Origin of the sequence: Kitasatospora cystarginea (assembly GCF_039533515.1) — a bacterium.
GTDB lineage: Bacteria > Actinomycetota > Actinomycetes > Streptomycetales > Streptomycetaceae > Kitasatospora > Kitasatospora cystarginea.
On record NZ_BAAATR010000014.1, the window covers coordinates 1 to 14,391 of the forward strand.

A 14,391-nucleotide genomic window follows, 5' to 3' on the forward strand; every position below is an offset into this window, starting at 1 on the left:
GCGTCCTCGCTGTGTATTTCAAAAGGAATCTCCAACCACGAACCACAAGGATCCGAGGCCGGGGATGTCAACATATCTGGCGTTGACTTTTGGCACGCTGTTGAGTTCTCAAGGAACGGACGCTTCCTTCGGACCGCCTTCCAGCGGAACCTCCGGGCGCTTCGTTCTTTCGTATTTCCAGCTTATCAGATGTTTTCCGCTCCGTTTTCCAGAGCCTCATTCATCCGATTTGCTTTCCTTCGGCCTTTCGGCGCTTCCGACTCTATCAGATCCCTCTGACTCGTCTTTCACGCTTCCCGGCTTTCAGGAGGCTTTTCACCGGACCCGGCCTGACGGCCCGTCCGACGTTTCAAACCTTAGCCGATCCCCGCTCCACGAAGCGAATCCCGGCCGCAATCCAGAAAAACACAACAACAATTCGCACCGAGCCGCGACAAGGCACGACCCAGCCCGAACAGAAGAAGTGGTGTTTCAGAGGATTGGCCGCCCCGGGACCGTCCGCGCCGATGCGTGTCCGGTGCTCCCTGCCAGGCAGCTCGAAGAACTCTAGACCTCTGCTTCGGTCGAGTCAAGGAGCGGCTCGGGGCTCGCGGCCGGCGGAACGTGGAAGGCGAGGACCGCGACGTCGTCGTCGTGCTCCGAGGTGACACCCATGGCTCGGAGCAGGCGGGCGCACACGATCTCCGGGTCCCCGATGGCGCCGCCGAGAGTGCGGGCCAGCAGGTCGAGGCCCTGGTCGATGTCCTCGTCGCGGCGTTCGACCAGGCCGTCCGTGTAGAGGACACCGGTCGTACCGGGGAGGAGGCGGAGGGTGTGGGAGTGGTGGGTGCCACCGCCGGTGCCCAGTGGTGGGCCGTTCTGCTCCTCGCCGCGCAGGACGGTGCCGTCGGGGCAGCGCAGCAGTAGGGGGAGGTGGCCGGCGGAGGCGTAGAGGAGGGTGCCGGGGGCCGGGTCCCAGACGGCGTAGGTGCAGGTGGCGATCTGGTTGGCGTCGATCTCCATGGCGAGGCCGTCGAGCAGGGTCATGACCTCGTGCGGCGGCAGGTCGAGCCGGGCGTAGGCGCGGACCGCCGTACGCAGCTGGCCCATGACCGCGGCGGCGCGCAGGCCCCGGCCCATGACGTCACCGATGACGAGTGCGGTCCGACCGCCTCCGAGGCCGATGACGTCGTACCAGTCGCCGCCGACCGCGGCGTCGGCTCCACCGGGCTGGTAGGTGGCGGCGACGCGGAGGTCGGCGGGCTGTTCGAGTTTCTGCGGGAGCAGGCTGCGCTGCAGGGTGACCGCGGCCGCCCGCTGACGGTGTTCGGCCTCGCGGACGCGGCTGGCGGCCTGGACCTGGTCGGTGACTTCAGCGGCGAAGACCAGGACGCCGACCGGGGCCGGCCGCTGTTCCAAAGATGCCTTCGGCTGAGATGTCCTCGCCGGGGACGCCTTCTCCTCTCCGCCGCCCAACGGTACGCAGGAGATGTTGTAGTAGCGGTTGCCGCTGAGGCCGAGGATGCAGCGGGCCTTGACGCTGCGCGGCCGACGGCTGCGGATGACCTGGTCCAGAAGGGGGAGCACCCCGAGCGCGGCGAGCTCGGGAAGGGCTTCGCAGGCCGGGAGTCCGTTGGCGCGCTCGCCGAAGAGCTCACGGTAGGCGCGGTTGGCGTAGCCGAGCTGGTGCTGCGGACCGTAGGTGACGGCGACCGGCGCGGGGAGCCGGGCGAGTACGTCCCGGAGGTCGTACAGGTCCTGGATGTCGCGCGGATCCAGCAGGCCGGGTGTCGCACTGGGGTCGCGGGGTGCCGGGACGGTGACCGGGTCGCCGGGCGGGATGGTGGGAGCGGCACGCCACGGGGCTCCGGTGAGCCGGGCGCTCCAGCGCATGAGGTTCAACTCGGCCGCTTCCTCGGTCAGTTTCCAGATGGACAATCACACTTCGTGTGTACATCGACACGCGTCGTGATGACGCGGTTGGGCAGATCCTGTCAGGCCGGGACCCGGTTTCGGAAGTCGTATGACCATTGCGGCGCGTACGGCCCGCCACGGGGCCGCCGCACGAGAAGGGTGGTGCAGATCAACAGACCGGTTCCGCCGCCGGTCACTCGCCGGCTTCGCCGACAGCGCGGCCGGCAATGCAGACGACGGGCCGGTCCGACGGATCTACGGCCCGGTCCACGCCGGTCGACTCGCCCGGCCGGGACCGGGTACGGCGGAGCGGGTCCGACCGGTTTCAGTGCTCCCGGAAACCCGCCTCGAACTCCGCGCGCGGGTGCTCGATCGAACCGAGCGAAACCACTTCCCGGTTGAAGAGGCCACCGAGCAGCCAGTCGGCCAGCACCCGCACGCGCCGGTCCAGGCTGGGCAGCCGCTGGAGATGGCGGGCCCGGTGCAGCCACCAGGCCCGACGGCCGGTGAGGTGGCCGCGTTTGGTGCGCGCGACGCCCCGGCGCAGGCCGAGAGAGGTCGAGCAGTCCTGGCGGGCGGGCCGGTAGGGCTGCTGCGGACGGCCGGCGAGCCCGGCGGCGATGTTCGCGGCCAGCAGCTCGGCCTGCGCCGTCGCGTGCTGGGCGTTGGGGGCGCAGAGTTCCACGACCGCAGGGTCGGCGGTGCGGGCGACGGGGGTGCCGACGGCGGAAGCCGGCACGGCCGCGCAGTCGCCCGCGGCCCAGGCGTCCGGGAGCGGGGCGCCGTCGGAGCCGGCGATCTGGAGCGTGGGCAGGCAGCGGACCCGTCCCACGGCGTCCAGCGGGAGGTCGGTCTCGCGGAGGAACGGCGCCGGCCGGACGCCGGCCGTCCAGACCAGGGTGCGGGCGGCGAAGCGGCTGCCGTCGGAGAGGGTCATCACCCGGTCCGCGGCGGAGTCGAGGGTGGTGCCCAGGCGTACGTCGACGCTCCGGTCGCGCAGTTCGGCGAGGGTGTGGGCGGCCAGTTCCGGGGACTCCTCGGGGAGGATCCGGTCGGTCGCCTCGACCAGCACCCAACGCAGGTCCTCGACGGCCAGGTTGTGGTAGCCCTTGACGGCGTGGCGGGCCATGTCCTCCAGCTCGGCGGTCGCGCCGACGCCCGCGTACCCCGCGCCGACGAAGACGAAGGTGAGTGCCGCCTGACGGAGGGCCGGCTCCCGGGTGGAGGAGGCGAGGTCGAGCTGTTCCAGCACGTGGTTGCGCAGGCTGACGGCCTCGCCGACGGTGGCGAAGCCGAGGCCGTGCTCGGCCAGGCCCGGGACGGGTGCGGTGCGGGAGACCGCACCGGGCGCCAGCACCAGCAGGTCGTAGGCGAGTTCGGCGGGAGCGCTGTGCTCGCCGCGCGCGGCGGTGTCGATCCAGGCTCGGCGCGCTGCGTGTTCGATCCGGGTGACCCGGGCGGTGAGGACCCGGCAGTGCGGCAGCAGCCGACGGAGCGGTACGACCACGTGCCTCGGGTCGATGGAGCCGGCCGCGACCTCCGCCAGCAGCGGATGGTAGGTCAGATAGGGTTGCGGCTCGACCACGGTGATCTCGACCCGGCGGTCGTCGAGTTGGGGCCTGAGCAGCTGCTGGAGACGGAGTGCGGCGGACGTTCCGGCGCAGCCGCCGCCGGCGATCAGGATCCTGATGAGGGCACCTCCTGCCGATTGGCTGCCGATGTGACCTGCTTCCCGGATCCATGACGCCCTGTGGGAAGGGTTTTGTCCACAGGCCGTGCCGGAAGTGGTACGGAATGCTCCGTTACGGATGGGCGAGATCTGTCCTGGCATTCGGTTTTAGGGCCACTTCTCCCCCGAACTTCCTTGAACTATGGTCGGATTGTGCGCCAGCCCGGAATCGGCCGACGCCAACCACCGTGATGGCCGACTGCGTCAGGGCCAACCGGGGAAGGGTGATCCAGGAAGGCCGCCCTGTCCTGGGCGGCGGAACTGCGCGCACCGGGGGGTGCGAACTGGCCAGGCAGCGACGCCCGATGCCGGGCGCCTGCGGGGGGAGGTTTTGGGATGACGGATCAGGAACGAGTGCTCGGCCACCAGGTGGCACCGGGAACCGGGGACGGCAGCAGCGGTCTCGACGGCACCGGTGGTCTCGGCGGAATCTCTTCGGGCCGGGCCGGCCTGCACAGCGCCGGGCAGGACCCTGGCGGTAGCGGCGCACCGGACGGCCCCGGCGGTCTCGGCACGGCCGGCGGTGTCGTGCCCGAGCAGCGCGGGCCCGGCGCAGGCGAGTTGTACGGCTCCGCCGCGCACGGCGTACAGGGCGCATACGGTACGCACGGCGCGTACAGCGCGCAGACCGGGCACGGCGCGCCAGGCAGTCAGAGCGCGTACGGCGCAAATGGCACCGCAAGCGCCCCGGGCGCACACGGCGGTTACGGCGCATCCGAGGACTCACCGCGCGCTGGCGCACCCTCCCGGCTACGGGTGGACGCCCGCCGGAACCTGGAGAGCGTGCTGCGCGCGGCCCGCCAGGTCTTCGGTGAACTCGGCTATGACGCCCCGATGGAGGAGGTCGCCCGGCGGGCGGGGGTCGGGGTCGGCACGGTGTACCGGCGGTTCCCGAGCAAGGAGGTGCTGGTCCAGCGGATCGCGGCCGAGGAGGTCACGTGGCTGACCGAGCAGGCGCGCGAGTCGCTTTACGGGAGCTCCGAGCCGTGGGAGGCGCTGGCCGGCTACCTGGCGCGAGCGGTCGGTTCGGGCGCCGGCCGGCTGCTGCCGCCCTCGGCGTTCCGCTACGCGGAGGAACTCGGCGAGTCACCCGTACCGCACGTGTCTGAGCAGCGGCTGCCCGAGCACACCGTGCCGGAGCAGCACTTCGCCGAACAGCGCCTCGGCACCCCGGGCTTCCCGCCCCCGCAGGGCATCGAGGCAGCGCACCTGGGACCGGACGGCTTCGGGGCGAAGGGCTTCGGAACGCAGAGCCCGGACCGGCCGGGCTTCGGTGTTCAGGGCGGCGGCGAGCGCCGTGTCGGGGAGTTCGGGTTCACGGAGCCGTGGGTGCCCGAGCAGCGCGCCGCGGAGGCCGATGCCCACCCGGCCTACGACGCCGACCCCCGGCTGCTGCTGCACCTGCTGGCGGCGCTGGTCGCACGGGCCGGTGCCGCGGGTGAACTGCGGCCCGGAGTCACGGTGTCGGACGTGGTGCTGGTGCTGACCGCAGCCGTACCGGTGCATGTGAGCCAGGGTCATCCGGCCCGGGGCACGGCGGCCGGCTCCGGCGGTCTCGGGTCCGCAGGTGAGCGCGGCACCGGCGCGTGGGAGCCGGACGGCCGGGCGGCCGGGGAGTTGACGGAGGGTTCCCCAGGTGACCGGCTGCTGCAAATCCTGTTGAACGGTCTACGGGCCCGCTGACACACCACAGTTCCTACCCGAACGCACCCGCCAAAGGCTGCCCGGAAGGGTGGGGCGCGGACGGTCGGCTACCAGTGGCCGCTGCACTATGCCATTCTTTGGCCGTGGTTGGAGCCATTGTCCCGTTGCGTACAGTTCGCCCGACTGTGGGTGACCAGGATGCGCCCTCGGATCGGCGCACCGTTCCCTGCGGTCGCGCCGGGGGGCACGGCTCGCCGAGCCATGGCGGCGTCCGCGCCCTGGGCCGTGCCGAGCGCTGGAGGCCGCGTTGAGCGCCGAGGAGCAGAACGACCACGGCTACGGCCGCGACCTGCCGGGGCAGCAGACCCCGCCCCAGTCGTCCCAGCCGCCCCAGGTACCGGGGCCGGCACCGGAGCAGACCCCGCATCAGCAGCCTGGCCGGGGGCCCGGCCATGGGGCCGGCGAGGTCCCGGACCAGGCCGGTGCGCCGATCCGGGAGTCGCTCTCCGGGCGAGTGCCCGGACAGGCACCGGCCGGGCAGGGCGGCGTCACCCCGGAAGCCTTCGTCGCCGGCGGCCGGGACCGGAGCACGTCCGGGGACGGTGTCGCCCGCGCCGTGGTACCGGCCCCCGCCGACCCGGTGGACGGTGAACGGCCGCCCTCCGACGCCGAATTGACCGCCCTGGTACGGGCCGGCGACGACGGCGCGTACGAGGAGATCTACCGGCGGCACGCCGACGCGGTGCGCCGCTACGCCCGGACCTGCTGCCGGGACAGCTTCACCGCCGAGGACCTGGCGGGCGAGGTCTTCGCCCGCACCCTGCAGGCCCTGCGCTCGGGCAAGGGCCCGGACTTCGCGGTCCGCGCCTACCTGCTGACGGCGGTCCGGAACGTCGCCACCGCCTGGACCCGCAGCGAGCGGCACGAGCAACTCGTCGACGACTTCGGCGCGTTCGCACAGACCTCCCCCGCCACCGTGGACCTCGACCTGGCCGACCCCGGCGCGGACGCCTGGGCGATGGCGATGGCCGACCAGCGGATGGTCATGCAGGCCTTCGTCGGACTCCCCGAGGACGACCGGGTGGTGCTCTGGCACACCGAGGTCGAGCGCGAGTCCCCGAAGACCGTCGCGGTGATGCTCGGCAAGACCGCCAACGCCACGGCGGTCCAGGCGCACCGGGCCCGCGACCGGCTGGCCGTCGCCTTCCTGCAGGCGCATGTGTCGGGCAGCCAGACCCGGGACTGCGAGACGTACGCCAGCCGGCTCGGCGCGTACGCCCGCGGCTCGCTGCGCAAGCGGGGCGCGGCGGAGGTGGGCAGGCACGTCCAGGAGTGCGACCGCTGCACGGCCGCCTACCTCGAACTGACCGAGATCAACACCGGGCTGCGGGCGATCCTGCCCGGCGGCGTACTGGTCTGGGTCGGGGCCGGGTACTTCACGGCGGCCGCGGCCGCGGTCGGCCTGGGCGCCGCCGGTACGGCGGCGGTGGCCGGCGGCGCCGCGGCCGGCACGGGGGCGGCGGGTACGCCGGGCGCGGCCGGAGCCGGTGGTGCCGCGGGTACCGCCGGTGCCGGCGGGACGGCGGGAGGCGGCGGGGCTGTCGGGGCTGCCGCCGGTGAGGGCCTCGGGGTGGTCGCCAAGGCGGGCATCGCCGCCGGGGTCGCGGTGGCCGCGGCCGCGGTGGCCGCCTACGCGCTGACCGACTCGCCCACGCCGAAGGAGCCCAAGGCCGCGCCGGCGGTCTCCTCGCCCGCGCGTCCGCCGGCGGCACCCAAGCCGAGCCCGGCGCCGTCCGGCACTCCCTCGGCCGCGCCGGCGCCGGAGCCCACGCCCACCCCCGTCCCCAGCCGGAGGGCAGCGGAACCCACGCCCCGGCCGAGCCGGGCCGCCGTCGCGACGCCGGTCCCCGGACCGAGCGTGGAGCGGTCGCCGAGCCCGCAGCGGACGGCGTCGCCCACCCCGGCACCGTCCGTCCAGCCGACCACACCCCCGGAGACACCGGAACCGACTCCGACTCCGACTCCGACCGTCGAGCCGTCACCGCCGCCGTCGACCGACTTCTGGGTGAACGACCTCCCGTTCGGCCAGGGTTCGGACCGCCTGCCGTCGGCCGGGCCGAGCATCCAGGGCAGCGCGACCGACTGGGTCTGGCAGCGCGACCAGGTCTGGATCGGCGGTCAGCGCTACTGGCACGGGCTGAGCATGCACCCGTTCTCGACGGTGACCGTGGACCTCAACCGCGGCTGCTCGTCCTTCCGGGCCGTCGCCGGTCTGGACGACCTCACCGCGCGGTTCGGGGAGGTCGTCTTCAGCGTCCAGGACCGGGACGGTACGACGCTGTGGCGCTCGGCCGAGTTCGCGCAGGGCGACGACCCCGTCCCGGTACGGGTCCCGCTGGACGGCCGGCGGACGATCCGGCTGGTGGTCGCCCCGGTGCACGGCGGCTGGGGGCTGCTCACCCTGGCGGACTGGGCCGACGCGCGGTTCAGCTGCGGCTGAGCGCCCGGTCGGCCGTCAGATCGCGCAGGTGCCGTCCGCGCAGGCGGCGGTCCCGGCGGCATCCGGCCGGGGCTGCGCGGCTTCGGCGACGGCCTGCTCGGCAGCCTGCCCGGCCATCTGCTCCGTGACCTGCTCCAGGACGCGGAGGAAGGTGGACGCCTCCTGGCCGCCCTGGACGGCCCACCTGCCCTCGAAGACGAAGGTGGGCACGGCGGTGATACCGAGTGCACGGGCCTCCGCGAGCTGGGCACGGACCTCGGCGGCGCCCTCGTCCCCCGCCAGGTAGGCGGACACCCGGGCGCCGTCCAGGCCAGTGGCGACTGCGATCTCGGTGAGCCGCTCCCGGTCACCGACGTCCACGCCGTCGCTGAAGTGCGCCTTCAGCAGGCTCTCCTTGAGCTCGACCTGCTTGCGGGCGCCGTACTCGGTCTCGGCCAGGTGCAGCAGCCGGTGGGCGAGGAAGGTGTTGACGTGCAGCGCGGCGTCGAAGTCGTAGTCGATGCCGTCCGCCTTGCCGAGCTCGGTGACCCGCGCGTCCATCGCGACCGACTGCGGGCCGTAGCGCTCGGCCAGCCAGGCGCGGTGCCCGGTCGCCTGCTCGGGAGCGTCCGGAACCAGCTGGTACGGGCGGAAGACCACCTCGACCTCGCCCCCGCCCGGGAAGCGGTCGAGGGCCTGCTCGAAACGGCGCTTGCCGATGAAACACCAGGGGCAGGCGATGTCCGAGTAGATCTCGACCTTCATGACGTACGGCTCCTGTCGCGGGGCGTGGCTTGACGGAACGGGTGAACCATCAGTGACCTGCGGGAATTCCCGCTCGCTCCGGGAGTGTCCGGGAACCAGCGGAGCGCGGGCGCCGGTGTCAGCGCGCCGGCGGCGCCGGAACCACCAGGACCGGGCAGGCCGCGTGGTGGACGGCCGCCGTACTGACCGATCCGAGCAGCAGCCGGGGGAAGCCGCCGTTCCCCCGGGCGCCGACCACCAGGGTGTGCTGGCCCGGGGTGCAGGACAGCAGGACCTCGATCACGCTGCCGAGCACCACGTGCAGCGAGAGCACGCCCGTGTAGGGCCGGGTACGGGCCGCCTGGACGGTGGCGACGGACCTGCGCAGCCCGTCGGCCGTGCTGGCGGTCAGCCGCGTGACGCTCTCCCGCACCAGGTCGGCCATGCCCGGCGGGTAGCCGCCCGGGGACGGGTCGGCCACCGCCAGGACGTACAGCGGCAGGCCGAACAGCTGCGCCTCCGTCATCGCGCGGTCCAGCGCCCAGAGCGAGCCGTCCGAGCCGTCGCAGGCGGCCAGCACACCGGGCGGATCGGCGGTGGGGGGCGCACCGAGTACCGGGAGGGGTTCGGGCACGTGGGGCTCCTCTGACGGGTCCCTCCATCATGCTCGACCGCCGCGAAGCTGGGCGGAAGCACCCCCGGGGACTCGAAGGGGCGTGCCGTCGAGCCGGGGGACCGGTGCCACGCTCCCGGCGGCCCCCGCCTGCCGGGTGTGCCGCGCCGGTCAGGCCGGGCGCGGCAGGGCGGGCCGGTCGGGTTGGGGGAGGCCGGTCCAGCTGGAGCCGTGGCGACGGGCGTGCACGCGACGCAACCAGAGTTCGGTGGCCACCAGTTCGGCGAGGCCGGCCAGGGTGCCGGGCGGGAGGTCGGCCGATGGGTCGGCGGCGCGGGCGAGCGCGGCCCGGACGGCGGGCAGGTCGATCAGGCCGGCCTCGGCGAGCAGCGGGCTCCGGAAGAGTTCGCTGATCCCGTCGGCGGCCTGGCGCAGGCCGGTGCGGGCAGCGCCGGTTCGGTCCGGGCGCGGTCCCCGGCCCCAGTCGGCCGGCAGGTCGGTACGGCCCGCGCCGGCCAGGACGGACCGCAGCAGGGCGTGCCGTGCGCCGGGCTGCAGCCGTATCCGGTCGGGCAGCAGCCGGGCGGCCCGCACCACCTGGTTGTCCAGGAAGGGCGCGTGCAGCCGCTGCCCGTGCTGTTCGGCGGCCTGTAGCAGGGTGCGGTACCCGGCGGCGTGCCGGTGCAGGGCGAGCCTGGCACGGCGGGCGCCGGGCTGTTCGGTGGGCACCGGGCCCCGGGCGGCGAGCCGCAGGCGCTGCGCGACGGCGGAGAGGGCGTCGTCGGACAGGAAGCGTGCGGCCGGTCCGGGGACGCACCAGGCGAGGTCGGCGGCCGAGCTCTCGCCGGCCGTCCGGCCGCGCCGGGCGGGGCGGCGGGCGACCAGCCGGACCGCGATGTCGTCGAGGGCCTCGGCGTACTGGGCCCTGGCCAGCCGGTGCGCGGCGCGCAGCACGCCGACGGGTGTGCGGACGGCGCCGTCGAAGGCGCCCGCGGTGGCGAGGTCGGTCCCGGCCAGTGCGACCACCGGGGAGAGCAGTTCGCGGGAGCGGCCGTCCCTGACCAGGTCGGCGAGCCGGGCCGGGTGGCCGTCGAGGACGTGCCGGGCGCCGTAGCCGGTGAGGTGGTCGGCGCCGCCGAGGCTGAACCGGCCGTCCAGGCGGGCGGTGGCGATCAGGGCGGGCCCGGGTTCGTCGGTGAGCGGTCCCGGCGGCGGGTCGCCGGGACCGGCCGGTGCGGTGGAGCCCGCCGGCTCGGCACCGCCTTCCGTGGGCCCGGTGAGTCCGGCGTACGGGAGCACCGGGGGCAGCACGACATGGCGCAGGCGCGGGGCCTCCACCGCGAGCGCCACCTTGTGTTCGCCCACGCCGGTGCCTGCGCCCGCTCTCGCGCCGTCGGCTCCGTCGAGGCCGTCCTCGGCGACCGTGACGGCGGTGAGCGGTTCGCCACCGGGCTGCTCCCCGGCCTGCCGGCGGCTCACCGCGGCCGACGGGCGGGCCCAGGAGCCCTTGACCGCGCCGCTCCGCGCGGCGGCGGCCGGGTGGATGGGCCCCGGTCCGGCGGGGGCCGCCGAGGGCCCGATCGGCACGGCGGCGGCGAGCAGTGCGACGGTCGCGGAGGCGGTGCCGTACGAGAGGTCCACGCCGAGCCGGGGGCGGTCGCCGGGAGGTGTCGAGGTGCGTACCCGGCAGCGGACGGACTCCAGCAGCGTGCGGGTGAGTTCACGCACTGCCGGTGCCTCCTCGCGCCGTCCGGGGGCGGGTTCCGGCTCGTACGAGGCGGTGTGGGGTCGCCCGCCGCGGATGCCCAGCACGTGGCCGGGCGGGACGCGTTGCACGCCCAGGTACGGAGTGCTCGTACCGAGCGCCTCGGGCGACTCCGGGCAGGCCAACCGGGCGGCGAGGTGGCCGGTGTCGATCGGGGCGCCGATCAGGTCGGCGAGGGGGAGCGCGGCGGTGGCGTACGCCGTCCCGCCGTACCAGGGCGTGTGGAACACCGGGAGTGCGCCGGCGAGGTCGGTGAGCACCAGGGTGCTGCGGGTGCCGGTGCGCAGCACCACGGTGTAGCTGCCGGGCCAGCTGGTGAGGTGGCGGACCGCGCCGCCGCGGGCGGCGGCCAGGCCGGCGGCGAGTTCGGCGTCGGAGGCGGCGCAATGGCCGATGACCGCGAGGCGGGTGGTGGCCGGGGTGTCGTCCTCGGTGGCCTCGGGTGCGGTCGGAGCACTGGTGACCACGACCGGGGCGCCGGGCCTGAGGGTGACCAGGCGGATCTCCTCGGGGCGCCAGTCGCCAACCGCCCAGAGCGGGTTGGGCCCGGACCAGAGGGTGGTGGCGGCCAGCGGACGGACGGCACTCGGAGGCGCGGAGGCCGCGGGGTGCGCCGTGGTGGCACGCGGGAGAACGGGAGTTGAGGGTGTGCCCGTTCCTGATGCGCCAACAGGCGTGCGCGCCATGGAACGCGCCTGCGATCCGCTACCGGTTGCCTGGCGCACGCCACGTACCGCGGCAGCGCTCGCCGTGGACGCGCTCCCGCTCCAGCCCGTGAGCCACCGCATCGCGCCTCCGCCTGACGAGGAACCAGGTACGCCGTTCCACCGCCAGACGTCGACGCACCGCCTGGAGAACATGGTGCCACCGGATCCGCCCGGGTTGGCCGCTGTCGCCCGCAGAGCCCCCGGGAGCGGGACGTGGGGCCTTTCCGAGAGGGACGGGGAGCGGGCCGGGCCTCCCCCTCCGTGGCCCGGAACCGCCCTCGCGCGGCCTTCTGGCATGGACATCGACGGATGGCCGAAAGGCGTCGCACTGCCCGGGAGGGCATCCGCATGCCCTCCCGGACCCACCACCGCCCGCGGGGATGGAGGCGGCGGCGTCCCCCGGCCCGCCGGGTCCTCGACGACGGGCCGACCCACGGACACCAGCGAATCGCCCACCTGCCGCTCCGGCCAAGGGGCACAACCGGGCGCACGTCTGCACAGGACCGGAGCACGGCGATCCGCGGCGTGCGGCCTCCGGCGCCGGGCCTGCGGCGGGCCGCCCCGGAACCGCCGCCGACAGTGCGTGATCCCGCCATCCGGAATGCAGGCTCTTAACCCTCGGAACCCGGACGACTACTCTAGGTGCAAGCACCATCCAGGCTCAGTGCACCGCTTTTCCATACCCCGAGCGGACTTCCGTCAGCCGCATCGACCCCACCCGCCGCCGGGGCCGACGGAAGTCGCACCCGAGCCACCCCGGCACCGCGGCAGCCGCACCGCCGGGAGCACCATCGAAGAGTCGCCCGAGTACCGCCCGCACGGCGCCGGTTGACCGGCGGGGAGCACCGGGCACTACTGACGTACCACCGAAGCACACCGGGAAAAACCACCGAAGCCCAGCCGCCGCACGACGCCGCCAGGGGGTGCCGCCGCCACCATGACCATCAGCTCACGAGGGCCGAACGAACGGCTCGGCGCACTCCTCACCCTCGCCCAGATCAGCAACGCCGGCCTCGCGCGCCGGGTCAACGACCTCGGCGCACAACGCGGACTGACGCTTCGCTACGACAAGACATCGGTCGCCCGCTGGGTCGGCAAGGGCATGATCCCGCAGGGCCCGGTACCGCATCTGATCGCCTCCGCGATCGGCAGCAAGCTCGGCCGCCCCGTCCCGCTCGAGGAGATCGGCCTGGGCGACACCGACCCGACCCCCGAACTCGGCCTCGCCTTCCCGCGCGAGGTGCCGGAGGCGGTGCGCTCCGCCACGGACCTGTGGCGGGTCGATCTGGACCTGCGGCGCGGCCCCGGCGGCGGTCGGTGGAGCGACAGTCTGGCCGGCACCTTCTCGGTCGCCGCGTACGCCACCCCGGTCTCGCGCTGGCTGATCACCCCGGCCGACGGTTCGGTGGCCCGCGAGGCGCGGATCCCGGACCTGACCGGCTACCGGGTGGGCCACTCGGACGCCGCCAAACTGCGCGAGGCGGCCCAGGAGGCCCGCCGCTGGGACTCCAAGTACGGGGGCGGCGACTGGCGTTCCTCGATGGTGCCGGAGTGCCTGCGGGTGGAGGCGGCGCCGCTGCTGCTGGCCTCGTACAGTGACGCGGTCGGGCGGGCGCTGTTCGGCGCGACGGCCGAACTCACCCGGCTGGCCGGGTGGATGGCCTTCGACACCGGCCAGCACGAGGCCGCCCAGCGGTACTACATCCAGGCGCTGCGGCTCGCCCGCGCGGCGGCCGACGTCCCGCTCGGCGGCTACGTGCTGGCCTCGATGAGCCTGCAGGCCAGCTACCGGGGCTTCGCCGAGGAGGCGGTGGACCTGGCCCAGGCCGCGTTGGAGCGGAACCGGGGGCTGGCGACCGCCCGCACCATGAGCTTCTTCCATCTGGTGGAGGCACGGGCCCAGGCGAAGAGCCGCAACGCGCAGGCGTGTGCGACCGCGCTCGCAGCGGCGGAGGGCGCGCTCGAACGCTCGCGCGCCGGTGATCCCGATCCGGCGTGGATCGACTTCTACGCCTACGACCGGCTGGCCGCCGACGCCGCCGAGTGCTTCCGCGACCTCGGAATCCCTTCCAAGGTCCGGCAGTTCACCCGCGAGGCGCTGGCCCGTCCGACCGAGGGCTTCGTCCGCTCCCACGGCCTGCGGCTGGTCGTCTCGGCGATGGCCGAGGCCGAGGCGGGCGACCTGGACGCCGCCGTCGCCGCCGGCGAACGCGCGGTCGAGGTGGCCGGCCGGATCTCCTCGCAGCGCAGCCGCGACTACGTGGCGGAGCTGCTGCGCCGCCTCGAACCGTTCCAGGACGAGCGCAGGGTGCGGGAGTTGGCCGAGCGGGCGCGACTGGTGCTGGTGGCGCCGGCGTGACCTCGGCCGGATAAGACCGACCGGCATTAGGGAGCGTGGGAGAAGAAGGGGCACCTCCCGGCCGAAGGCTGGGGGAAGAGAGCGCAGCGGCGCTGCGCGCGACGAGGGATGTGCGTCCAGGCGAGAGCCTTCGGCACGCGACGCCGCGGGCCCTATTGCCGGTCGGTCTAAATCAGATGCGGGCCCGGCGGCCCGCTGGCTACCGTCGTACTCGTCCAGGTGCGCAGGTAGAGGTTACTTCCACTTCTAATGGGCGGGTCGCGGGTTCGAGTCCCGTCACCGGCTTCGGGCCGGTGTAGCTCAGTCGGTAGAGCAGCTTGTCACCTCAACCGCTTCAGTCCTCTGGACACCCATACGTGAATAGTTCTGCCGCACCTCCCGGTGCGCAGGCGGCGGTTACTTCTCTGGTAGGTGCCCCCAGCGGGGCGCTGCGGTTCGAGCCCGCAAAAGACACCGCC

Annotated in this window: 7 protein-coding genes, 1 tRNA gene and 1 pseudogene; 4 read left to right on the plus strand and 5 right to left on the minus strand. The window is 74.0% G+C overall.

The features are described 5' to 3' along the window. Positions 1-588: 588 nt before the first annotated feature. Both ABD369_RS17165 and ABD369_RS17170 read right to left on the minus strand, forming a co-directional pair. A pseudogene (locus ABD369_RS17165) lies at positions 589-1,881 on the minus strand (PP2C family protein-serine/threonine phosphatase); the annotation flags it as partial. Between the two features lie 337 nt (positions 1,882-2,218). Then, positions 2,219-3,577: an NAD(P)/FAD-dependent oxidoreductase gene (locus ABD369_RS17170; RefSeq protein ID WP_344637442.1), complete on the minus strand. Its 1,359-nt coding sequence runs from the start codon at positions 3,575-3,577 to the stop codon at positions 2,219-2,221. Positions 3,578-3,958: 381 nt separating this feature from the next. Here ABD369_RS17170 and ABD369_RS41160 point away from each other — a divergent pair, with 381 nt between their 5' ends. Next, positions 3,959-5,305 carry a TetR/AcrR family transcriptional regulator gene (locus tag ABD369_RS41160; protein ID WP_425557639.1) on the plus strand — a complete coding sequence of 449 codons (1,347 nt, stop codon included), beginning with the start codon at positions 3,959-3,961 and terminating at the stop codon, positions 5,303-5,305. A 268-nt stretch (positions 5,306-5,573) separates the two neighbouring features. Next, complete coding sequence (locus ABD369_RS17180; RefSeq protein WP_344637290.1) at positions 5,574-7,766, plus strand: sigma-70 family RNA polymerase sigma factor; 2,193 nt, start codon at positions 5,574-5,576, stop codon at positions 7,764-7,766. A gap of 15 nt (positions 7,767-7,781) precedes the next feature. Here the strand turns inward: ABD369_RS17180 and ABD369_RS17185 are convergent, their stop codons facing one another. From ABD369_RS17185 to ABD369_RS17195, 3 genes are all read right to left on the minus strand, one after another. Further along, positions 7,782-8,510, minus strand: a complete 729-nt coding sequence (locus tag ABD369_RS17185; protein WP_344637291.1) for a DsbA family oxidoreductase — start codon at positions 8,508-8,510, stop codon at positions 7,782-7,784. A gap of 118 nt (positions 8,511-8,628) precedes the next feature. Then, positions 8,629-9,123 (minus strand): universal stress protein, encoded by a 495-nt coding sequence (locus tag ABD369_RS17190; protein ID WP_344637292.1) that lies wholly within the window; start codon positions 9,121-9,123, stop codon positions 8,629-8,631. A 150-nt stretch (positions 9,124-9,273) separates the two neighbouring features. After that, positions 9,274-11,553, minus strand: coding sequence for an asparagine synthase-related protein (locus ABD369_RS17195; RefSeq protein ID WP_344637293.1), 2,280 nt, complete (start codon positions 11,551-11,553; stop codon positions 9,274-9,276). Positions 11,554-12,511: 958 nt separating this feature from the next. Between ABD369_RS17195 and ABD369_RS17200 the strand changes: the two genes are divergently transcribed. After that, positions 12,512-13,933 carry an NsdA family TPR-like regulatory protein gene (locus ABD369_RS17200; RefSeq protein WP_344637294.1) on the plus strand — a complete coding sequence of 474 codons (1,422 nt, stop codon included), beginning with the start codon at positions 12,512-12,514 and terminating at the stop codon, positions 13,931-13,933. A gap of 223 nt (positions 13,934-14,156) precedes the next feature. After that, positions 14,157-14,218: transfer RNA gene (locus ABD369_RS17205), tRNA-Ser, on the plus strand. Positions 14,219-14,391 lie beyond the last annotated feature (173 nt).